At 56.5% G+C, this 22269-nt stretch carries 22 protein-coding genes; 17 read left to right on the forward strand and 5 right to left on the reverse strand.

The window, feature by feature from the left end:
* Nucleotides 1–13 precede the first annotated feature (13 nt).
* Both argC and DSL70_RS02170 read right to left on the reverse strand, forming a co-directional pair.
* A complete protein-coding gene (gene argC, locus DSL70_RS02165; protein WP_119306226.1) occupies nucleotides 14–970 on the reverse strand; it encodes an N-acetyl-gamma-glutamyl-phosphate reductase in 957 nt (318 codons plus the stop codon).
* 98 nt (nucleotides 971–1068) lie between these two features.
* Complete coding sequence (locus tag DSL70_RS02170) at nucleotides 1069–1341, reverse strand: hypothetical protein (RefSeq protein WP_119306227.1); 273 nt, start codon at nucleotides 1339–1341, stop codon at nucleotides 1069–1071.
* Nucleotides 1342–1783: 442 nt separating this feature from the next.
* Between DSL70_RS02170 and DSL70_RS02175 the strand changes: the two genes are divergently transcribed.
* Nucleotides 1784–2827, forward strand: a complete 1044-nt coding sequence (locus DSL70_RS02175) for an aspartate-semialdehyde dehydrogenase (RefSeq protein WP_119306228.1) — start codon at nucleotides 1784–1786, stop codon at nucleotides 2825–2827.
* A 103-nt stretch (nucleotides 2828–2930) separates the two neighbouring features.
* Here DSL70_RS02175 and DSL70_RS02180 read toward each other — a convergent pair whose 3' ends face one another.
* From DSL70_RS02180 to DSL70_RS02190, 3 genes are all read right to left on the reverse strand, one after another.
* Nucleotides 2931–3581 carry a carbonic anhydrase gene (locus DSL70_RS02180; protein WP_119306229.1) on the reverse strand — a complete coding sequence of 217 codons (651 nt, stop codon included), beginning with the start codon at nucleotides 3579–3581 and terminating at the stop codon, nucleotides 2931–2933.
* A 187-nt stretch (nucleotides 3582–3768) separates the two neighbouring features.
* Nucleotides 3769–4737, reverse strand: coding sequence for a pyridoxal kinase (gene pdxY, locus DSL70_RS02185; protein WP_245418068.1), 969 nt, complete (start codon nucleotides 4735–4737; stop codon nucleotides 3769–3771).
* A gap of 24 nt (nucleotides 4738–4761) precedes the next feature.
* Nucleotides 4762–5928, reverse strand: a complete 1167-nt coding sequence (locus DSL70_RS02190) for an NAD(P)/FAD-dependent oxidoreductase (protein ID WP_119306230.1) — start codon at nucleotides 5926–5928, stop codon at nucleotides 4762–4764.
* 129 nt (nucleotides 5929–6057) lie between these two features.
* On the opposite strand from DSL70_RS02190, the gene DSL70_RS02195 reads away from it, so the two are divergent.
* The 16 genes from DSL70_RS02195 to sucD all read left to right on the forward strand — a co-directional run bounded on the left by DSL70_RS02195 (nucleotide 6058) and on the right by sucD (nucleotide 22166).
* Nucleotides 6058–6945, forward strand: a complete 888-nt coding sequence (locus DSL70_RS02195; RefSeq protein WP_162916285.1) for an HpcH/HpaI aldolase/citrate lyase family protein — start codon at nucleotides 6058–6060, stop codon at nucleotides 6943–6945.
* 2 nt (nucleotides 6946–6947) lie between these two features.
* Entirely contained in the window at nucleotides 6948–7166 is a 219-nt protein-coding gene (locus DSL70_RS02200) for a DUF1737 domain-containing protein (RefSeq protein WP_119306232.1), read from the forward strand.
* Between the two features lie 193 nt (nucleotides 7167–7359).
* The gene (locus DSL70_RS02205) at nucleotides 7360–8142 is read left to right on the forward strand and encodes a siderophore-interacting protein (RefSeq protein WP_119306233.1); all 783 of its coding nucleotides are present in this window, start codon (nucleotides 7360–7362) and stop codon (nucleotides 8140–8142) included.
* A gap of 209 nt (nucleotides 8143–8351) precedes the next feature.
* Complete coding sequence (locus tag DSL70_RS02210; RefSeq protein WP_119306592.1) at nucleotides 8352–9401, forward strand: MaoC family dehydratase; 1050 nt, start codon at nucleotides 8352–8354, stop codon at nucleotides 9399–9401.
* 445 nt (nucleotides 9402–9846) lie between these two features.
* Nucleotides 9847–10251, forward strand: a complete 405-nt coding sequence (sdhC, locus tag DSL70_RS02215; protein WP_119306234.1) for a succinate dehydrogenase, cytochrome b556 subunit — start codon at nucleotides 9847–9849, stop codon at nucleotides 10249–10251.
* A 16-nt stretch (nucleotides 10252–10267) separates the two neighbouring features.
* Nucleotides 10268–10642, forward strand: coding sequence for a succinate dehydrogenase, hydrophobic membrane anchor protein (gene sdhD / locus DSL70_RS02220; RefSeq protein WP_119306235.1), 375 nt, complete (start codon nucleotides 10268–10270; stop codon nucleotides 10640–10642).
* 6 nt (nucleotides 10643–10648) lie between these two features.
* Complete coding sequence (sdhA, locus tag DSL70_RS02225) at nucleotides 10649–12496, forward strand: succinate dehydrogenase flavoprotein subunit (protein WP_119306236.1); 1848 nt, start codon at nucleotides 10649–10651, stop codon at nucleotides 12494–12496.
* Nucleotides 12497–12598: 102 nt separating this feature from the next.
* Nucleotides 12599–13381 carry a succinate dehydrogenase iron-sulfur subunit gene (locus tag DSL70_RS02230; protein WP_119306237.1) on the forward strand — a complete coding sequence of 261 codons (783 nt, stop codon included), beginning with the start codon at nucleotides 12599–12601 and terminating at the stop codon, nucleotides 13379–13381.
* Between the two features lie 425 nt (nucleotides 13382–13806).
* Nucleotides 13807–14259 carry an arsenate-mycothiol transferase ArsC gene (locus DSL70_RS02235; protein ID WP_119306238.1) on the forward strand — a complete coding sequence of 151 codons (453 nt, stop codon included), beginning with the start codon at nucleotides 13807–13809 and terminating at the stop codon, nucleotides 14257–14259.
* A 291-nt stretch (nucleotides 14260–14550) separates the two neighbouring features.
* Entirely contained in the window at nucleotides 14551–15633 is a 1083-nt protein-coding gene (gene fbaA, locus DSL70_RS02240) for a class II fructose-bisphosphate aldolase (protein ID WP_119306239.1), read from the forward strand.
* Nucleotides 15634–15937: 304 nt separating this feature from the next.
* Nucleotides 15938–16594 carry an AprI/Inh family metalloprotease inhibitor gene (locus DSL70_RS02245; RefSeq protein WP_162916286.1) on the forward strand — a complete coding sequence of 219 codons (657 nt, stop codon included), beginning with the start codon at nucleotides 15938–15940 and terminating at the stop codon, nucleotides 16592–16594.
* A 97-nt stretch (nucleotides 16595–16691) separates the two neighbouring features.
* Nucleotides 16692–17282 (forward strand): AprI/Inh family metalloprotease inhibitor, encoded by a 591-nt coding sequence (locus DSL70_RS02250; protein WP_119306241.1) that lies wholly within the window; start codon nucleotides 16692–16694, stop codon nucleotides 17280–17282.
* A 250-nt stretch (nucleotides 17283–17532) separates the two neighbouring features.
* The gene (zapE, locus tag DSL70_RS02255) at nucleotides 17533–18678 is read left to right on the forward strand and encodes a cell division protein ZapE (protein WP_119306242.1); all 1146 of its coding nucleotides are present in this window, start codon (nucleotides 17533–17535) and stop codon (nucleotides 18676–18678) included.
* Nucleotides 18679–18827: 149 nt separating this feature from the next.
* Entirely contained in the window at nucleotides 18828–19790 is a 963-nt protein-coding gene (mdh, locus tag DSL70_RS02260; RefSeq protein WP_119306243.1) for a malate dehydrogenase, read from the forward strand.
* A gap of 263 nt (nucleotides 19791–20053) precedes the next feature.
* Entirely contained in the window at nucleotides 20054–21250 is a 1197-nt protein-coding gene (gene sucC, locus DSL70_RS02265; RefSeq protein WP_119306244.1) for an ADP-forming succinate--CoA ligase subunit beta, read from the forward strand.
* Between the two features lie 4 nt (nucleotides 21251–21254).
* Nucleotides 21255–22166, forward strand: a complete 912-nt coding sequence (gene sucD / locus DSL70_RS02270; RefSeq protein ID WP_119306245.1) for a succinate--CoA ligase subunit alpha — start codon at nucleotides 21255–21257, stop codon at nucleotides 22164–22166.
* The last annotated feature ends 103 nt before the right edge of the window (nucleotides 22167–22269 follow it).

Raw genomic sequence — 22269 nt, forward strand, 5'->3', positions numbered from 1 at the left:
CGGTCCTTCCGATTTAGAGATCGGCAATGGTGAGACCGGTAGTCTCGTCAATGCCCATCATGATGTTCATGTTCTGAATGGCAGCGCCGGAGGCGCCTTTGCCCAGATTGTCGTAAACTGCCAGCAAGACGGCCTGTCCGGTTGCGTCATTGCCGTGAATGTGCAGGTGAAGCGAGTTGGTGCCGTTGAGCCGTTCCGGCGTGATCGCTTCAAGGCGCCCTGCCGATTCCAGCGGGGCAACCCTTACGAAGACTTCATCCCTGTAGCGCCGCTCGAGGCAGGCGTGCAGGTCGGCCAGCTTGACCTTGGTGTCGAGCGCCCAGAGGTTGAGCGGCACCGCGTCGATCATGCCCTGTGCGTAGAGGCCGACGGCAGGCTGGAAGACCGGCGGATGGTCGAGCCCGGCATGGAAGGTCATTTCCGGCACATGCTTGTGGGCCAGTGTCAGACCATAGGGCCAGTAAGGTACGGTCACCGGGTCCTCTTGGCGTTCATAGTCGGCAATCATGCCCTTGCCGCCACCGGAATAGCCCGAGACGGCATTCAGCGTTGCCGGGAAGGTGGCCGGAATGATGCCTGCGTCAACGAGCGGCCGCATGATGGCGATATAGCCTTGCGGATAGCAGCCGGGGTTGGCAACCCGCTTGGACGCGGCGATCTTGTCGCGCTGATCCGGAGCGAGTTCGGCAAAGCCATAGGTCCAGCCCTCGGCGGTCCGATGGGCCGTGGAGGCGTCGATGACGCGCGTGTCCTTGCTCTCGATCAGGCTGACCGCTTCAATGGCTGCCGCATCGGGCAGGCAGAGAATGGCGATGTCCGCCTCGTTGAGCATCTGCGCCCGTGCTTCGGCATCCTTGCGCAGATTTTCAGGCAAGCGCAGGAGCTTGATATCGTCGCGGGCCTCAAGGCGGGTCCGAATCTGCAATCCGGTTGTGCCTGCTTCGCCGTCGATGAATAGTTTTGTCGTCATGGTCTTCTGCCTGATAGCCTGAATGGGCGGTTGATTGCTCACGGGGTGGGGGAAGTGATCCGTGTCTGGATCCTGATTACAGCACTATGGGTCTTTTGTCATCGTGTGAAATGAGTGACAAGCCACAGAACCAGAAAGATTGCGAAAATAACGCCACCAATGCGTCCGATGCGGGTGCCCCAGATCTCGATCGGATCACTCGGGTCCGCATCGCCGGCGCCAAGGTGCTGCCTTGCCCGGTTTGCCGTGCGGGCAAAGGCCGAGGTGCCAAGGGCTTCGCCTTCCATGTCGACACGGTCGAGAATGCGCTGGGCTTCCCGGGCCTTGTCGTCCTGGCGTTGGTGCCGCGATTTTGGGTCATCTTCTGTCATGATTGCTCTTTAACCTGCTTTTCTGTGATTGTTCAAGCGCAGAACAGCATCTCGGGGTTCCCGGGGCTGTTCTTTTCGGTCGATTCCGTACCACGATCAGCAAATTGTGAGTATTTTGTCTTGACTTGCGCGCACCCATACCGCAAAAGGCTTGACGTGAACCGAGAGGGTTGGGCACTCGCTGCCGCACGTGAGTTTGTGATAATGGCACTCAAGATGAAAACAGCAATGATGCGCAAGACCGCTGGCGTCCTCGCCGGTGCCTTCACTGCTGGCCAGACCACACTCACAACAACCACTACCACCACCAAGGTTTAGGCCCCTCTCGCTCCCTGTCTGGCTTCCCCCAGGGATGTGAGGGGAGCGAAACCGCCCGCCAGCGCGCAAGCGACAGGCCGGGTGGCAACCTCGGGGGAGCTTGCGGATCAGGAGATCATTGAAAATGGGTTATAAAGTTGCAGTCGTCGGGGCCACGGGCAATGTCGGTCGCGAAATGCTTGACATTCTTTCCGAACGCGGGTTTCCCGCAGATGAGGTCGTGGCATTGGCTTCCAGCCGTTCCAAAGGCAAGGAAGTGTCCTTCGGTGACAAGATTCTGAAATGTCAGGTGCTGGACAATTACGATTTTTCCGACACCGATTTCTGTCTGATGTCCGCTGGTGGCAGCACCTCTGCCGAATGGGCTCCCAAGATCGCAGCTCAGGGCTGCATCGTCGTCGACAACAGCTCCCAGTGGCGCTATGACGAGCGGATCCCGCTGATCGTTCCGGAAGTGAACGCTCCGGTGCTGGAAGAGTGGATCAAGAAGAAAGATCGCATCAATATCATCGCCAACCCGAACTGCTCGACGGCGCAGCTGCTCGTGGCTCTGAAGCCCCTGCATGACGCGGCAACCATCAAGCGTATCGTGGTTGCGACCTACCAGTCTGTTTCCGGCGCTGGCAAGGAAGCCATGGACGAGCTGTTCACCCAGACCCGCGCTGTGCTGGTTTCCGATCCGATCGAAGTGCACAAGTTCACCAAGCGCATCGCCTACAATGTGATCCCGCACATCGATAAATTCATGGAAGACGGCTACACCAAGGAAGAATGGAAGGTTGTTGCCGAAACCAAGAAGATGCTCGATCCGAAGATCAAGGTGACCTGCACCGCCGTGCGCGTTCCGGTGTTCATATCCCATGCCGAAGCGGTCAACATCGAGTTTGAAAAGCCGATCACGGCTGACGAAGCCCGCGATATCCTGCGTGAAGCACCAGGCTGTCTGGTCATCGACAAGCGTGAAGATGGCGGCTACATCACCCCGGCAGAAGCCGCTGGTGAAGATGCAACCTACATCTCCCGTATCCGTGAAGATGCGACGGTCGAGAATGGGCTCAACATCTGGGTTGTTTCCGACAACCTGCGCAAGGGTGCTGCTCTCAACACCATTCAGATTGCCGAAGCGCTGATCAACCGCGGTCTGGTCAAGCCACGCGCTGAAGCCTGATTGGCAGCCTCACGGCCTCGATAGTTTAAAACCGGTCTGGTTCTGAACCAGGCCGGTTTTTTCATGCTTGGTGCTGCGGGCGCGCAAGGACCATGGGACGAGCCTAGGCGTTCACCTTCAGGAAGGTGCCCTGTTCTTCCTCGTAATATTCCAGCTCACCGGTCGAGATGTCGAACCATGCGCCATGCAAAGCCAGCTTGCCTTCCAGCACGCGGGTCTTGATGAACTGATAGGAATAGAGATTTTCCAGTGAATGGATGATGGAAGACCGCTCCAGCAGACCGCCGTGGTCCAGCTCGGGGCGATTGAGTGCCTTGTAGCGGATCGGATTGTCTGCCGCCTGCAACTGGCCGGACCATTTGCCGATATAGTTGCTTTCGGAAAGCGGCTCGGACTCGTCGGCGGAAATGTAGCTCTTGACGCCACCGCAACGGCCATGGCCCATGATGACGATATGCTCGACCTTGAGGCCGTTTACGGCAAATTCCAGCGCCGCCGTGGTGCCGTGTATGCCGTCGTCCTGGGATGACTTGTGTGGCACGATGTTGGCCACGTTGCGCATGACGAAGATTTCGCCTGGTCCCGAGTCGAAGATGATTTCCGGCGCAGCCCGGCTGTCGCAGCAGCCCACGAGCATGATGTTCGGGTTCTGGCCCTTCTCGGCCAGCTTTTCATATCGTCCCTGTTCGGTCGGGAAACGTCCCTTTTTGAACTCGGCATAGCCTTCGAGCAAGCGTTCAGGTAATTGGGCCATCGTATCCTCTTTCGTCGCGTACTGGTTTTTCCTTATGACATCTCGCGCCGGACCGATCAAAAATCAAGGGTGAGGAAGCCTTTTGTCCTGCTTTTTACCGGTGCTGGGTCGAGATGGCCGGAAAAATGGTCCCAAAACCGACTCACGACTGGCCTGTCAAGCGGGCTTGAACGGTGCTGTGTCGCCGTCAGTTCAAGGGTTCCGGCTTCTTTGGTGGTCTCCTCACCGCCGTCAGTTGCGGACCGGCGCCGATCTGGCGCATGTTGACCATGGCCATCGGCGTATGGAAACGATCGGAGAAGCGGGCAACTTCCAGATCGCGATAGCCCATGCTGGCCGAGCGCGTAACCACTTCGAGGACGCCGCTCGAGGCTTTCTTGAGAGCCAGTTCGTCCGAAGCGCCGCTGAGCTTGTGGCCAAGGAACAGCGACGCCATCATGTCGCCGGTGCCATTTTGCGGATTGGGAATGGCCGGGTGCTCGCACATGATGGGCAGGGGGGCCTTGCCGGTCTCTTCGGCGTGAATGAGCAGATTGGCAATGGCATTGCGCATCAGGGCAAAGGCGCTGGTGATCAGGGTGGTCTTGCGTCCGAGCTTCCTGGCCTGCTCGATCAGGCCGTTGTTGTTGCTTTCCTCCGAGCCGGTCAGCCAGTTCAGCTCGAAACGGTTCGGCGAAATGATGTCGGCGCGCGGAATCAGTTGGTCGCGGATGGCAACGGCGATGGCCTCCTTCATGTAGAGGCCTTCCTTGTCGCCGATCACCGGGTCGCAGAAATAGAGCCCGTCCGGGTTGGCCCGCTTGTAGGCGTCCACCAGCCCGGCGATGGCCTCCACTTGCTCAAGCGAGCCCAGATAGCCCGAGTAGATGGCCGAGACCGATGCGAAGTCGGGATGGCGTGCGAGATCCTCAAGACTTCTGGCAAACAGGGCAGGGTCGATTTTCTGGATGGTCGAGGGGCCGTGGCCGGGGTGCCATGGCATGATGACGGTGGGTACTTCCCAGACCGGGAAGCCCAGACGTTCAAGCGTGAAGGCGGCGGCGCGGTTGCCCACCGCGCCAGCCATGACATGGGAAGAGATGATGATGATCGGGCGGGCGACAAAGGGCGCCTCGCTCTTGGTCGGGTTGCCCTTGCTGGGCATGAAGTCGGTCATGCGATCATCTCTTCGTCGTCTCGGTCAGATGATATTGAATTCTCTGACGGGTTTGTTGTTCGCTATCCTTTCATAGCCGAAGATCGAGAGGTCAAGCGAGCGATATTCACCATAGAGGAAAAGTTCTCCAATGCCGCGTCCCGCACCCGGCCCGTGCTGCAGACCATGGCCGGAATAGCCGGCGTTGATGTAGAAGTTGGTGATCTCGGGATGGGCGCCGATGAAAGCATTCTGATCGAGGGTGCAATATTCGTAATGACCGGCCCAGGCATTGGTCATCTTGATGGCGTCAAAGCCCGGCATGCGGTTGTAGAGCGCAGGCCAGATGACTTCATCGAACAGATCGTAATGGGGATCATGGTCCTCATAGTCGGCAGCCGGGTCCTCGATCGGCGGGCAGCCGGAGATGAAGAACTCGCCTTCGGGACGGATATAGACGCCAGTGGTGTCGGTGATCAGCGGCATGTTGGGATGCGGCTTCTTGTTGTCGATGACAAAGATCGTGCGCTTGCGCGGCTCTATCGGCAGGGGAATGTCGAGTAGGGCTGCGACCTTGCCTGCGTTGGCACCGGCGCAGTTGACCACGGCACCGCAGGCGATGGTGTCGCCGTTGTCGAGCTTGACGGCAGTAACCTTGCTGCCCTGCTTCTCCATGGCGACCACGGTGCCCTTGATGAATTCCGCACCAGCGGCAATGGCGCCCTTGCGGACCAGATCAAGGAACATGTGGGCGTCGAACCAGCCTTCACCGGAGCGGCCATAGGCACCGGCTGCCAGATCCTCGACATTGAGCCAGGGGAAGGTCTTCTTCATCTCATCGGGAGACATCAGCTCGATGTCGGCGCCGCATGCGATCTGGGTCTTGTAATTGTTCTGCAGGATCGGCAGGCCAGCCTCGGAGGCCAGAATGAGATAGCCGCCCTCGTGGTAGGCGATATCTGCATCAGGACCGAAACGATCCTTCAGCTCACTGAAGAATTGCAGCCCGTACTGGGACAGGGCTATGTTCTCGGGCGTTGAGAACTGCTGGCGAATCGACGCCGCCGAAAGTGTGGTTGAACTGTTGGCATAGGTGGGGTCCTTTTCGACCACCAGAACTGACCCTTCGAAGCCGAGATCCTTCTTCAGGAAATAGGCCACAGAGGCACCCATGATTGCGCCACCAATAATGACGAGATCTGCCTGTTTCATTTGCTGTTCCGCTTTTCTTCTTGTCTTCCTTCAGGGGAGGTTGGCCTAAGGAAGGGGATGGCTAGGTGCGCGTTTGTGTTTTAAGTTGTCGCGCGCTCGCATATTGCCTCAAAGATCGGAGAAATTTCAATGTCTTTCAGACCGCGCCGAACAGCTCTTTACATGCCCGGTTCCAACGCTCGTGCCCTCGAAAAAGCCCGTGGCCTTGATGTGGATGTGCTGCTGCTGGACCTGGAGGATTCCGTAGCCATGGACATGAAGGACGTGGCACGAAAACAGGTCGCCGAGGCGGTGAAGGCCGGTGGCTTCGGACACCGGGAAGTGGTGATCCGGATCAACGGACTGGAAACCCCGTGGGGAGAGGCCGATCTGGCCGCAGCCATCGAGGCCAAGCCGGATGCCGTGCTCATCCCCAAGGTCAACAGCGCCGAGGATGTCTTCACCGTCGGGCGCAAAATGAACGATGCCGGTGCGGATCAGTCCATCAAGATCTGGGCGATGATGGAGACCCCGCAGGGCATGCTTCGAGCCCTTGAAATTGCTGCTGCAACGCAGGAATATCACGGCCGTCGTCTGAGCTGTTTCATTTTGGGAACCAATGACTTGGTCAAGGAGACCCGGGTTGCCATGGTGGCCGGGCGAGCTCCGGTCTATGGCTGGTTGATGAACTGTCAGGCTGCCGCCAGAAGCTATGATCTCGACGTCATCGACGGGGTGTTCAACCACTTCAATGATGCCGACGGCTTCGTTGCCGAGTGCGAACAGGGCAAGGAAATGGGGATGGACGGCAAGACCATCATTCACCCCAAACAGATTGCCGACTGCAACCGGATCTTCTCACCCGACGAAACGGACGTGGCATGGGGTCGCCGAGTGATTGAGGCCTTTGATGCACCGGAGAATCAGTCCAAGAATGTCATGACGATTGATGGAAAAATGGTCGAGCGGCTGCATGCGGAAATGGCACGTCGGCTGGTCGACATTGCCGAGGCCATTGCTGCCCGGGATGAGGAATAGTCATGAACGAAAAACAAAGAGTATACCGGTTTCTCACAGGGGTGGATGACGCCAACTTCTGTCACCGCGTGACCGAGGCTCTTTCCAAGGGTTGGGAGCTGCACGGCTCGCCAAGTCTGGCCTATGATGCAGAGGCCAAGGTGATGAAATGCGGCCAGGCCGTAACCAAACTGGTCGAACCCTTTGAGTATAGCCGGGACGTGGTTTTGGGGGCGCTGTAAGGCGGGCTTTCAGAGAAAACGAATCAAGGTGGCTGCTGGCCGCCTTTTTTTGTTGCTGACGGACACTTCGTCGACAGGCGAGACTGATATGGATCGGGCTCGCTTTTTTGTAAATGTTGAGTTACAAACTCTTGAATTTCGGATTTGCGTTGAGATATATCTAAAATATATCTGATTAAATGAATGGTGGTTTATGACTGTAGAAACGACTTCAGCACCGACGGTGGAGCGGGTGCGCCACGAATTGAAGAGGCGGGATCTTGAGGTCCTGAGCGTCGAGCGACTTACCCCTGCCATGGTGCGGGTGACGCTTGGCGGCGAAAGCCTTGCAGACTTTACCAGCCTGGCTCCGGATGATCACATCAAGCTGTTCGTGCCAGATGCCAGTGGCATGATGGCCATGCGGGACTACACGCCACGCGCCTATGACAATGAGGCTCAGACGCTGGTGGTTGACTTTGCCGTGCATGATGCCGGTCCGGCGACGGCCTGGGCGCTGGCGGTGAAGCCGGGCGACAGCCTGCAGATTGGTGGCCCGCGCGGGTCTGCTGTGGTGACGGGCGATATACGGCGCTTCATCCTCATTGGCGATGAAACCGCCCTGCCAGCGATCGGTCGACGGATCGAGGAAACCGCTGCCGGTGTGGCGATCGACGCCTATATCGCAGTGCCTGGCGCTGCGGACGAGCAGTCGTTCAAGACCGATGCGACCCTGACGACGACATGGATTCACAGGCCTGAGCATGCTTCTGACGACCCGGCGCCGTTCCTTGAGGCCATTGGCGATGTTGCCTGCGGGGAAGGCACCTATGTCTGGATTGCTGCCGAAGCCCGGGTTGCCAAGGCCATCCGTACCCATTTTCTGGAAGAGCTTGGTCATCCGCTGACCTGGATGAAGGCCTCGGGCTACTGGGTCAAGGGGCAGGCGGACAGCTCGGAGAAATCCATTGGTGAGGCGCCGCCGAAGATGGCCTGAGCCAGCAAGGCTGCAGACATGATTTGCAGGGGATGGCGAGTGATCGGCATCCCTTTTCTCTTTCGGTCTTTCTTTCCCGGTATTTCTCTCTCTTTCTTTCTCTTGGCCTTTCTCCGCCTTTCCTCCAAATGACAGCTTTGCTGCGCTGCAATATATTGCTCGCAAGGCCTGCGGCATTTCCCATGCTGCGGGACAAGGAGGAGGGGACCATGAGCAAGACAAATCCGGGCAATTATTTCGAAGACTTTTCAATCGGGCAGGTGATTCGCCATGCAACGCCGCGCACGGTAACAGCCGGGGATTCTGCTCTCTATACGGCACTCTATGGTTCCCGTTTTGCAGTGCAGAGTTCGGACGTGTTTGCCCGGGGCCTTGGCTATGAAAAGGCACCGCTCGATGATCTTCTGGTGTTCCATATTGTCTTTGGCAAGACCGTGCCGGACATTTCGCTCAATGCCGTGGCCAATCTGGGCTATGCGGGTTGCCGTTTTCTTGTGCCGGTGTTCCCGGGCGACAGCCTGACAGCCACCTCGGAAGTGATCGGGCTCAAGGAGAACTCCAACGGCCAGACCGGCGTGGTCTATGTGCGCTCCCGCGGGGTGAACCAGCATGGCGAGACCGTGCTCGATTATGTCCGCTGGGTGATGGTGCGCAAGAAGGATCCGGCCACGCCGACCGGTCAGGACAGTGTGCCATCGCTGCCAGCGGCTCTGTCACCCGATTCGCTTGGCGATGCGGTGCCCATTCTGGATGTCGACGGGTTCGACACCGATCTCTCCGGATCGCCTTACAAGTGGGCCGACTATGAGGTTGGTGAAAAGATCGATCATGTGGATGGCATGACCGTGGAAGAGGCCGAGCACCAGATGGCGACGCGTCTCTATCAGAACACCGCCAAGGTACATTTCAACCAGTTCACCGAGGGCAAGGGGCGATTCGGACGGCGGCTCATCTATGGCGGGCATGTGATTTCGCTGGCCCGCGCCCTGTCGTTCAACGGCCTGTCCAATGCCTTCCACATCGCGGCAATCAACGGGGGACGTCATGTTGCACCGCTTTTTGCCGGTGAAACCGTATTCGCCTGGTCGGAAATCCTCGACAAGGCCGAATTGCCGGCCCGTGACGACGTCGGGGCTCTGAGGGTTCGGCTGTGCGCCACCAAGGACGCGCCATGCAACGGATTTCCGGGCAAGACGGAAACCGGTTATGAACCATCTGTCATTCTGGATATGGATCTGTGGTTGGTGCTGCCGCACTGATCATGGTACAAGAGGGTGAAGCGCTCTGCTTCGCAGGGCGCCCTGACATGTCCATGTTGTCGGGGTGACGAGGAGGGAACTGCGCTGAGCTGAAGCCCCGAGAGAATCATACGGGAGTCTTTTTAAGCTCGTGCGTCATTGATTTGTGGCTTAAGTGCCAAAAAATGGGAGGGTTTGCGAAATATCATTTATCATCCCCATGATTGCAACTAAGTTTCGCCATGTCCGCTAAGATATTGCTTACTTGATCTTAATCTGATTGAGTTAATGGCATTATTGTTCAAATGTGATACTGTCCGTTAGGCGCAGTTTGGACAAAATTCATCGATTTAGCGGGTTGGTCGCTTTGACCAGATCCAGAAATCTCGCTATGACAACAGGCATGCAGACCTAAACCGGTTATTTTTACGTACTACGTAAGTGTCAGCTGTCGAGGACCGAAAAAATGACAGACGTCGACCTGAAGGGCAAGCGCCCTACATCTCCCCATGTCCAATACTTTGCCTATAAGATCACCCTGTCGATGGCGACTTCCATCAGCCATCGCGTTACCGGGGTTGGGGCTTACATCGGCATGTTCTTTTTGGCTTACTGGCTGATTGCTCTGGCAATCGGACCTGAAGCCTTTGATACCGCGCAGACCCTCTGGGGCTCCTTTATCGGGCGCTTTGTGCTGTTCTGCTTTACCTGGTCACTCATGCATCACATGCTTGGTGGTCTTCGCCACTTTCTGTGGGACATCCCTGTGATGATTGAGAAGCCCCAGATTGAATTCCTTTATCGTGCAACCATTCTGGGCGGCTTCCTGTTGACGGTCGTTATCTGGATTATCGGTTACGCTGTGATGTGAGGACGGGGAGAGAGAAATGAAAACACCTACCAAAATCATCCGTGGCCTTGGTGAAACCCATCACGGCACGGAACATCACTGGATGATACGGCTTACGGCGGTGGCTCTGGTTTTCCTCACCATCGGTTTTGTCATTTTCGTAATGGCAGCTGCCGGGTCGGACTATGAGCAGGCCAAGGCACTTGTCGGTCATCCCGTCATTGCGATCTTCCTGTTGCTGGTTATCGCTGTCTCCGGATATCACGCCTATCTTGGTGCCATCACCATTCCGGAAGACTATTTCCAGAATCAGCTCTATCGCACGCTGACAAAAATCGTGAACAGCTTCGCGGCGATCGTCGTCTGTGCCGCCCTTTTCTTTGCGGTGCTTAAAGTGGCATTTGGAGGGTAAGATCAGATGGCCAATACATATAATATCAATGGTCGTGCCTATGATGTTCACGACCACTATCATGACGTTGTGGTTCTGGGTGCCGGTGGCGCCGGGCTGCGCGCAACGCTCGGCATGGCCGAACAGGGTCTGCGCACCGCTTGCGTAACCAAGGTTTTCCCGACCCGTTCGCACACGGTTGCTGCTCAGGGCGGTATTGCTGCTTCTCTGCAGAACATGGGCCCGGACAGCTGGCAGTGGCATATGTATGACACCGTCAAGGGGTCTGACTGGCTCGGCGATACCGACGCCATGGAATATCTCTGCCGTGAAGCGCCTGCTGCCGTTTACGAACTGGAACATTATGGTGTGCCGTTCTCCCGTACGGAAGAAGGCAAGATCTATCAGCGTCCGTTCGGCGGTCACATGCAGAACTACGGCGAAGGCCCGGCTGTGCAGCGTACCTGTGCTGCTGCCGACCGTACCGGCCACGCCATCCTGCATACGCTCTATGGTCAGTCCATCCGCAACAAGGCTGAATTCTACATTGAATATTTCGGCCTCGATCTGCTGATGAGCGAAGACGGTGTCTGCGAAGGTCTGGTTGCCTGGAACCTTGACGACGGTACTGTCCATCGCTTCAACGCAAAGATGGTCGTTCTGGCTACCGGTGGTTATGGTCGCGCCTACTTCTCCGCAACGTCGGCTCATACGATTACCGGTGACGGTAACGCCATGATCGCCCGCGCTGGCCTGCCGCTGCAGGACATGGAATTCGTTCAGTTCCACCCGACCGGCATCTACGGCGCCGGCTGCCTGATCACCGAAGGTGTTCGTGGTGAAGGTGGCTATCTGGTGAACTCCGAAGGCGAACGCTTCATGGAGCGCTATGCTCCGAGCGCCAAGGACCTTGCGTCCCGCGACGTTGTTTCCCGCTGCATGACCATCGAAATTCGCGAAGGTCGCGGTGTTGGCCCGCTCAAGGACCATATCTACCTGCATCTTGATCACCTTGATCCGGCCATGCTGGCAGAACGTCTGCCCGGTATTTCCGAATCGGCCGAGATCTTTGCCGGTGTTGACGTGACCAAGGAACCAATTCCGGTTCTGCCGACGGTTCACTACAACATGGGCGGTATTCCGACCAACTATTGGGGTGAAGTTCTGGCTCCGACCAAGGAAGATCCGAATGCTATCGCTCCGGGCCTCATGGCTGTTGGTGAAGCTGCCTGTGCGTCTGTTCACGGTGCAAACCGTCTTGGCTCCAACTCGCTCATCGACCTTGTGGTCTTTGGCCGCGCCGCTGCCATCAAGGCCGGCAAGGTTATCGACCGCGAAGCCCCGATGCCGACACCGAACCAGGCTTGCTTTGACAAGATCATGTCCAACTTCGACAAGGTCCGTCATGCAAACGGTTCCCAGTCCACTGCCCAGCTGCGCCTGAAGATGCAGAAGAGCATGCAGAACAACGCTGCCGTCTTCCGTACTCAGGAAACGCTGGAACAGGGCTGCAAGGAAATGGCTGCCATCTGGGGTGAACTGGGTGACATGAAGGTGACCGACCGGTCGCTGGTATGGAACTCCGACCTGATGGAATCCCTTGAGCTGCAGAACCTGATGATCAACGCTCTGCCGACGGTCGTTGGTGCCGAGGCCCGTAAGGAAAGCCGTGGCGCTCACGCTCGCGAAGACTATAAAGATGGTCCTCTGGGTGGTCGTGATGACGAAAACTGGCGCAAGCATACGCTGGCTTGGGTCGCTGAAGATGGCGGGGTCAAACTCGACTATCGTCCTGTCATTCTCGATCCGCTGACTCCTCCGGAAGAAGGCGGTATCGATCTGGCGAAGATCGCGCCGAAAGCTCGCGTCTACTAATGCCCTTCAAGTCGGGCAGCATGACGTTGCCCGGCCTTTTCGAAATTTATACCCGACGTCGCCGTGATGCGACTAGGGTCGACCCGAATACGGAGCGAAAAGATGGTTGAACTTGCGCTGCCGAAAAATTCACGGATTAAAGAAGGCAAGACCTGGCCAAAACCTGAAGGTGCGACCAACTTGACCGAATTCCGCGTGTATCGCTGGAATCCTGATGACGGCAAAAACCCACAGATCGACACCTATTATGTTGATCGTGACAATTGTGGCCCAATGGTTCTCGACGGGCTGCTCTACATCAAAGACAATATCGACGCAACGCTGACGCTGCGCCGGTCCTGCCGTGAAGGCATCTGCGGTTCTTGCGCCATGAATATCGATGGTGCAAACACCCTCGCCTGCACCTTCGGCATGGATCAGTGCAAGTCCAAGACCGTGAAGGTCTATCCGCTGCCGCACATGAAGGTGGTCAAGGATCTGGTTCCCGACCTCAACAACTTCTATGCCCAGCATGCGTCCATCGAGCCTTATCTGAAAACGGATACCCCGGCTCCGGATACCGAATGGCTGCAGTCCCATGAAGATCGTCAGAAGCTTGACGGCCTTTATGAGTGCATCCTTTGCGCCTGCTGCTCGACCTCCTGCCCATCCTACTGGTGGAACGGCGATCGTTACATCGGCCCATCGGCCCTGCTGCAGGCTTACCGCTGGATCATCGACAGCCGCGACGAATATACCGGCGAACGTCTTTCCCAGCTCGATCATGCCTTCGGTGCCTATCGTTGTCACACGATCATGAACTGCACCAAGGTTTGCCCGAAAGGCCTGAACCCGGCCAAGGCAATTGCCGAAATCAAACGCATGCTACTTGAGCGCGCCGTTTAGGATTTCTGCGCCCAGGTGTGCACGGGTGGTTCGCCACCCACTCAGTTTTAAAAGCCGCCTTCCTTTTGGAGGGCGGCTTTTGTCGTTTGCAATAGGCTGTTTGCGTCGAAACAAGGGCGGTTTGATATCCAGGGGCGAGGGGGGCGATGCGGAATGAACTAGACCACGCTGTCCATATGTGGATGACTCCGAATGTGGCAGGAATGGGCGACGTTCTGTGGAAGTCTCTGAATTCATGGTGAAATTTGTCTTCTTGAAAGAGCCGATGGGGCAAACCAGATAGGGGGAGTGCTGCTGACTGTGCTGTTCTGTTGAACATCGGGCCAATCAGACGTTCGCGGATCGCGAATTTTCCTGTTTGTCATGGAGTTGTCGGAAAGTTGGTTTAGTTGGCTGCCTGACTGTCCGCATAACGGGAGGCTCTCATGCTGCAGACAAATATTCTGTTTCTCGACAAGACAAACAATGATCGAAGCATATTGGCAGAAGCCTATTTCAATCGGGGGCTGAACAATGCCGTTCGAGCGTTCAGTGCCGGATTTGATCCATCCGAGCGGCTTGACCGCCACGTCTTTGATGTGCTGAGAGAAAACGGAATTGTACCGGATGACTATATCCCAAAGCCCGTTGACATCTTTCTGCAGGCCTATTCTCCGCGGATCGATCTGGTGGTGCTGTTCGAGCCGATGAGCCAGCGCTACAAACTGCCGATTTTTCCGGACAACCCTCCCGTGACAGGTCTGAGTGTGCTTGGTAGTCTGGATCGGGAAGAGGCCAGTAGCCGCAAACAGGCGGTGAGGGCCTGTTATGCAGACCTGCGGCTCGTCATTGATCGGGCCGTGGCTACCGGATTGCTGCCGGGATCGCTCGCAGCATGACAGGATAAGGTGCGGAAAACGGCCAGATTGGGCTTTGAGATATGCGCATGGTGCGTGTCAGCCTAAGCGAAAACACAGAGATTGGTCGTCAGGGATGGCCCGGTGCAAGGCCGGGTTCCGCCCCGCCAGTAATCGTTGAAGTGATTCAACATGTTGTGCTAATAACGGAATAGCACTAATCGATAGTACCTATGGAACGCCATTCTTTGCTATTTTCTGGACGTTGGAGAAGGAATGTTTTATTTGACTATCGAGAATTAATTTAGTCTCGAAACTATAAGGGAGATCAGCGTGAGCGGATTCAAATTGCGCCCCGGCGTCGTCACCGGTGAAGAATATTTGCAGCTTCTGGAAGCCTGCAAAGAAGGTGGATATGCCCTGCCAGCCGTCAATGTTACCGGCACCAATAGTCTCAACGCAGTGATGGAAGCTGCTGCCAAAGCGAAATCCGATATCATTATCCAGATGTCCAACGGCGGTGCCCAGTTCTTTGCTGGTCAAGGTGCTCCCGATGCCATGCGCGCCCGCGTGCTCGGCTCTGTTTCCATCGCCCAGCATGTTCATCTGCTGGCTGAAGAATATGGCATCTGCGCTGTTCTTCATACCGACCACTGCAGCAAGAAACTGCTGCCATGGGTCGATGGCCTGCTTGACGAAGGTGAAAAATACTTCAAGGCAAATGGCAAGCCGCTCTATACCTCCCACATGATCGACCTGTCTGAAGAGACCCTCGAAGAGAACGTTGCCATCAGCGCCAAATATCTGGAACGCATGGCTCCGATGGGCATGAGCCTTGAAATCGAGCTGGGCGTGACCGGTGGTGAAGAAGACGGTATCGGCAAAGAGCTGGAAGAAGGCGATGCAGCCGATCCGCGCCTCTACACCCAGCCTGAAGACGTGCTCTATGCCTATGACATTCTTTCCAAGATCGGCCACTTCACCGTTGCCGCTTCCTTCGGTAACGTGCATGGCGTTTATGCTCCTGGCAACGTCAAGCTGCGTCCGGAAATCCTGAAGCTTTCCCAGGCACTGATTGCCAAGGAACGTGGTCTTGGCGAAAAGCCATTGAGCCTTGTGTTCCACGGTGGTTCGGGCTCTCCGAAACAGCAGATCGCAGAAGCCGTGTCCTATGGCGTGTTCAAGATGAATATCGACACCGACATCCAGTTCGCTTTTGCTGAAGCCGTTGCTGCCAACATGGATCTCAACCCGGTTGCCTTCAAGCACCAGGTTGATCCGGAAAATGGCACGCCGTACAAGAAATTCTACGATCCGCGCAAATGGCTCCGTGCCGGCGAACAGGGCATGATTGCCCGCCTTGAAGAAGCCATGAAGGACCTTGGCTCTTCCGGTCGTACGGTTGTTTCTGCCTGATAGGCTTTGCTGTCTGGCGTAATCATTGCTGGCTTTCCGGGTTTGCGTCCGGGAAGCCTTTTTTGTGTCTGGCGCTGGCTTTGTTAGCGGCTCCAAACGGCGTTTGATGGTAAAACCTAGTAAGAACACGGAATTTGGTAAAAAGGTTTTGTCTTTGCCACATTTCCCTGTTAACCGTGGATGTGCGTTTGGGATTGTACGGGACAAAATTTCTGGTTGTCTTGTCCGTTTTGGGGCGGCTTATCTGCCTGCTTCAAAGCCTGTTCCCGAGGGCTTGTGTTCTGGCTGATGGATGAAACTGATTGTGAAAAAAGTCAAAGATATCATGATCATGTCGGTCTGCTCCCTGATGCTTGGGGGCTGTGCCGTGTCGGGTGCGGGGCTTGGTAGCTCAAGCGCCCAGAGGCAGCCGGGGCCTGCAGAATCAGCCCTTCCTCCCGTGCCTCAGATCGAGCCAGGCAATGATCTTGCCCTTGCTTCCGCTTCGGACAAATTTTCCAAGTCCGACCAGCAGACGCTTGTCGCGGGTGATCAGGCCCGGTCATTCGACGCGGTGGATGCCGAGTTTCGTCAGGCCTATGCGGAAGCCACCAAGCGTTCCGTTTCTCTCGGCACCGAGCATGTCAGCCTGAAGCCCTATGTCGGGCGCTGGCAGTTGCAGGCAAAGGGTTCGCGCGGCGGAGCCGATGGGGTTGCCCGGCCGGTTGGGTTCATTTCCGGGTTTGCTGCTGCCTGTGAAGTGGTTCTGGAAGACCAGCCCGGCGGCTATGGCTACAGGGCAACCGGCACGTCGGCCTGTCCGACCAGCCTGTTCATGCTTGACAGCTGGGTTGCCTTTGATGATCGTATCGTGCTCCGGGATCACATGGGCGATGATATCGTCAAATTGCGGTCTGATGGCCGCGGCGTCTGGGCCGGTGTGAATAAAGAGGGTGATACCCTCGTTCTCAAAAAATCTTGATTTGAAAGACTTTGGTCTTTAAGCTTGTTTCAAAACGCTCTTGAAAAGTTCCCAATATGAATCAACACTCACATTTGTGTGACGTAAGGAGAGTGGTATGATTCGCTATTCCGCGCTTTTGTGTGCCGGTTTGTTGCTCACAGCTTGTTCGTCCGCTGGCTTTGACCGGTTCGGGGGCGGTGATGCTGCCCCGTTGAATCCGGCGCCCACGTCACCGGTAGAGAGCCAGCAACTTGGCTCCCTGATCCCGAACGACCAGTATCCAAACCAGTCCTATTCCACGGCCCCTCAGGCCGGGCAGCCCATCAACAATGCGATGGGGGCAGAGGCTGAGCTGGCGCCGCCGGTGCAGAATGACATTGCTTCCCTCAATCAGTCTGTTCCCTCTTCCGCCCGCGAATTGAAGCGCACGGATCTGCTGGGAGCATGGACGCTGACCTCCGGGGCCGAGCAATGCCAGTTGACGGTCAACCTGACCAACTGGACGGGTGGCTATCGCGCTTCCACGCGGGGCTGTAACAGCTCCGATCTGCAGCGCATCAACGCCTGGCGTCTGGATGGCAAGAAGCTCGTCGTCTTCATTGCCGAGGATGGGACGACAATCCTGTCGCGCTTCTATTCGAACGGCACCGGGCGTTTCTCCGGTCAGTCGACGATGGATGGTCGCACGCTGTCCTTCTTCCGTTGATCACCGTTTGGCGGCGCAATACCGGATCTCCACCGATCGCTTGTCCGCGCGCGGTGGAGCGGTTCATTGCGTCCGAGGGTCTGATTCGTCTTAGGAATCATTTCCTTGCGCTGATATTTCCCCTAAAGCAGGACCATTCCCGCCGCCACTCTTACGCGCGGTGGATCGGGTTAGCTGTCGGTTTCATGGTGTGTGGGTGTGCCACCGTGGGGTTGGCCGATTTGATGTCACGAGCATATGAGGCACATTTTTGACTGGAGATCTGGGCGACATATCGGTTTCCGATTTTTACGACAGCAAGGTGCGCCACGGCGAAATCGAGGCAGATGCAGACCAGCGGGCGCTGGCTGTCCGCTTCGACCGTCTGCTGGAACAGGTGAGCGAAAAGCGCCTGTCTCGCAAGACCTCTTCTCTTGGCTGGCTGTTTGCCAAGCGCCAGCCTGCCGAGCCTGTCAGAGGCCTCTATATCTGGGGCGAGGTTGGTCGTGGCAAGACCATGATCATGGACCTGTTTTTCGAGATCGTGCCGGTCAGACGCAAGCAGCGGTTCCATTTTCACGAATTCATGCGCGACATGCATGCTCGCATCAAGCAGGCGCGGGCCGATATCGCCAGCGGCAAAATCAAGGGCGATGATCCGATCAAGCCGGTGGCCGAGGACCTGTGCAGGGAAGTGCGGCTGTTATGCTTTGATGAGTTCAGCGTCACAGACATTGCTGATGCCATGCTGCTGGGGCGGCTGTTCTCGCGGCTGTTTGCCGATGGTGTGGTGGTGGTGGCCACGTCGAATGTCGAGCCGAACCTGCTCTACAAGGATGGCCTCAACCGCCAGCTGTTTGTGCCTTTTATCGGGCTTTTGCAGCAGCATTGCGAAGTGGTCCGTCTGTCGTCCCGAACGGATTTCCGCATGGAAAAGCTTGGCGGGCAGCCTGTCTACCTCTATCCCGACGGATTGGAGACGCGGCAGCGGTTTCAGGCGATGTGGGAAACGGTGATCGAGGGGCCATGCGCCCCCAGTGATGCAGTTGAAGTGCAGGGCCGCAGCATTCACGTGCCTCAGGCCTATCATGGCATGGCCCGGTTTTCCTTTGCGGATCTGTGCGCCAAACCGCTGGGTGCGTCCGACTATCTGCGCCTCTGTGAGCTCTATCATACGGTGTTTATCGAGGGGATTCCGCGCTTCGAACGCTCCATGCGCAACGAGGCCAAGCGCTTCATCATCCTGATTGACACCTTCTATGACAATCATCTCAGGATCATTGCTCTGGCTGAGGCATCGCAGTTCGAATTGGGGGGGCTTCTCAATGGAACGGAAGCCTTTGAATTCGACAGAACTGCGTCCCGTCTTACGGAAATGCAGTCGGATGAGTATCTCGATAAGTGCTTGAGCTTATAATTACCTTAACGTAAAGGTTAAGTTCGCCAAAAGTCTCGGGTTTTTTATGCATTTAAAACTATCTGCGACTTGAAAGCGCACCGGATTCGCGGTACTCACAGCCATCCATTCCCAGTTCTGGGAGAACCTTACGTTAAGGGAAACTGAATATGGCGCGGAAGAAAATTGCTCTCATCGGATCAGGCCAAATCGGCGGGACTCTGGCACACCTGGCAAGCTTGAGCGAAATGGGCGACGTCGTCCTTTTCGACATCGCTGAAGGGACACCGGAAGGTAAATCTCTCGATATCGCTGAATCGTCTCCGGTGGACGGCTTCGATGCTAAACTGTCTGGTACTCAGTCCTACGAAGCCATTGCTGGCGCTGACGTCGTGATCGTCACCGCTGGTGTGCCTCGCAAGCCTGGCATGAGCCGTGATGACCTGGTTGAAATCAACCTGAAGGTCATGCAGCAGGTTGGTGCTGGCATTGGCAAATATGCACCAGATGCCTTTGTTATCTGCATCACCAACCCGCTCGATGCGATGGTTTGGGCTCTGCAGAAATTCTCCGGTCTGCCTGCCAACAAGGTTGTCGGCATGGCTGGCGTTCTGGACTCCGCTCGTTTTCGTTATTTCCTGGCAGACGAATTCGACGTATCCGTCAAGGACGTTACCGCATTCGTTCTGGGTGGTCATGGCGATACCATGGTTCCGCTCATCCGTTATTCCACGGTTGCAGGCATTCCTCTCCCGGACCTCATCAAAATGGGCTGGATCACCGAGAGCCGTCTGGAAGAAATCGTTCAGCGCACCCGTGATGGCGGCGCAGAAATCGTCAAGCTTCTGAAAACCGGTTCGGCTTTCTATGCTCCGGCAGCTTCTGCAATTGCAATGGCTGAATCTTACCTCAAGGACAAAAAGCGTGTCATGCCTTGCGCAGCTTACCTCTCCGGTGAGTATGGCGTAGACGGCATGTATGTTGGTGTGCCGACCGTTATCGGTGCAGGCGGCATCGAGCGCATTGTCGAGATCGAAATGGACAAGGACGAAAAAGCACAGTTCGACCACTCTGTCGATTCTGTAAAGGGCCTCATCGAGGCTTGCATTCGTCTGGCTCCCGAGCTCGCTTGAGGCTGATTGGCGATTGAGATCCCCCCTCTTGAGACGGCTTGATCAATCGAGAGGGCATGATACCGGATATTCCTGAGCTCCTGGCTTACGGCTCAGGAATTTCTCCGGCCTAAATTATTGTATCACTTCCCTGCAGGACAAGGCCCATGGGGATGGTCCGCGTGACGCAAGGAAGTGGTGCATTAAGACCATAAGCAAAGACCAGTCTGGTGGCGCTTGCTCACGGTGTTCATCAGGCCGATCCAAAGATTAGGGGAGATCCCATGAATATTCATGAGTATCAGGCGAAGGCGCTTCTAAAGGAATATGGAGCGCCTGTCGCCGACGGCATTGCTATATTTTCTGCTGAGGAAGCGGCTGCTGCCGCAGAAAAACTTGGCGGTCCGCTCTGGGTTGTCAAATCCCAGATCCACGCGGGTGGCCGCGGCAAGGGCAAATTCAAGGAAGAAGCTGCTGGTGAAAAGGGCGGCGTCCGCCTGGCTTTCTCGAAAGAGGATGTTAGCACCTTTGCCAAGCAGATGCTGGGGGCAACCCTGGTAACCAAGCAGACCGGCGCTGCCGGCAAGCAGGTCAACCGCCTCTATATCGAAGATGGCGCCGATATTGACCGCGAGCTTTATCTCTCCCTTCTGGTGGACCGCTCCTGCGGTCGGGTGTCTTTCGTGGTTTCCACCGAAGGCGGCATGGACATTGAAACCGTCGCCGAAGAAACCCCGGAGAAGATCGTCACGGTTGCCATCGATCCGAATGCGGGCGTTACGGCCGACAATGCCATTGCGCTTTGTGATGCGCTGGGGCTTGAGGGCTCTGCGCGCGATGACGGCATGCATCTGTTCCCGATCCTCTACAAGGCCTTTGTCGAGAAGGACATGTCCCTGCTTGAGGTCAATCCGCTGATCGTCATGGAAAACCAGCGTCTGCGTGTGCTCGATGCGAAGGTTTCTTTTGATGGCAACGCCCTGTTCCGCCACCCGGACGTGATGGAACTGCGCGATCTGACGGAAGAGGATGAGAAGGAAATCGAGGCCTCCAAATTTGATCTCGCCTATGTCGCGCTCGATGGCAACATCGGCTGCATGGTGAATGGTGCTGGCCTTGCCATGGCGACCATGGACATTATCAAGCTTTACGGTGCCGAGCCTGCCAACTTCCTCGATGTGGGTGGTGGTGCAAGCGTCGAGAAGGTCACGGCAGCGTTCAAGATCATTACCTCTGATCCGAATGTCAAAGGCATTCTGGTCAACATCTTCGGCGGCATCATGCGCTGCGACGTGATTGCGCAGGGCGTCTTGACGGCGGTTCAGGAAGTCGGGCTGAAAGTGCCCCTCGTTGTACGACTGGAAGGGACGCGGGTTGAAGAAGGCAAGAAACTCATCGCGGAGAGCGATCTCAACGTGATTCCTGCTGACGATCTCAACGACGCCGCTCAGAAAATCGTGGCAGCAGTGAAGGGGGCCTAATTCGATGTCGATTCTTGTCAACAAAGACACCAAAATCATCGTGCAGGGCCTGACCGGCAAGACCGGCACGTTCCACACGGAACAGGCTCTTTGCTACTTCGGTACGAAAATGGTTGCGGGTGTTCATCCCAAAAAGGGTGGGGAAACCTGGTCCTCCGGGGTCGAGTGTGCCGCAGAACTGCCCATTTTCAAGACTGTAAAGGACGCCAAGGACGCTACCGGCGCCACCGCTTCGGTCATCTATGTGCCGCCCGCAGGGGCTGCTGCTGCGATCATCGAGGCGATTGATGCCGGGGTGGAGTTCATCACCTGCATCACCGAGGGTATTCCCGTGGTGGACATGGTGAAGGTGAAGCGGCGCCTGGAGGATTCCAGCTCCCGCCTGCTTGGCCCGAACTGCCCGGGTATCCTGACCCCTGAAGAATGCAAGATCGGCATTATGCCGGGCTCCATCTTCAAGAAAGGTTCAGTGGGTATTGTTTCGCGCTCCGGCACACTTACCTATGAGGCAGTGTTCCAGACGACGAATGAAGGTCTGGGCCAGACCACTGCTGTTGGTATCGGCGGTGATCCGGTCAAGGGCACCGAGTTTATCGATGTGCTGGACCTGTTCCTGGATGATCCTGAAACCAAGTCGATCATCATGATTGGTGAAATCGGCGGTTCCGCGGAAGAGGAAGCGTCCGAGTGGCTCAAGGAGCAGGCATCCAAGGGGCGCAAAAAACCCATGGTTGGCTTTATTGCCGGCCGTACGGCGCCTCCGGGGCGCACGATGGGCCATGCCGGCGCCGTGATTTCTGGCGGCAAGGGCGGGGCCGAAGATAAAATCGCTGCGATGGAAAGCGCAGGGATTCGCGTTTCGCCTTCTCCGGCAAGTCTCGGTACCACTTTGGTTGACTTGCTCAAAGGTAAGTAAAAGCGCGACATTAGATTATAGCTGCGGGGTAGGGGTTGTCCCTGCCCCGCAGCTGCAAACCAGTTCAGCAATGGTGCTGTATCTGAAATAAGAGACCGAACGA

The sequence above is a fragment of the Cohaesibacter haloalkalitolerans genome (assembly GCF_003574655.1).
Taxonomy (GTDB): domain Bacteria; phylum Pseudomonadota; class Alphaproteobacteria; order Rhizobiales; family Cohaesibacteraceae; genus Cohaesibacter; species Cohaesibacter haloalkalitolerans.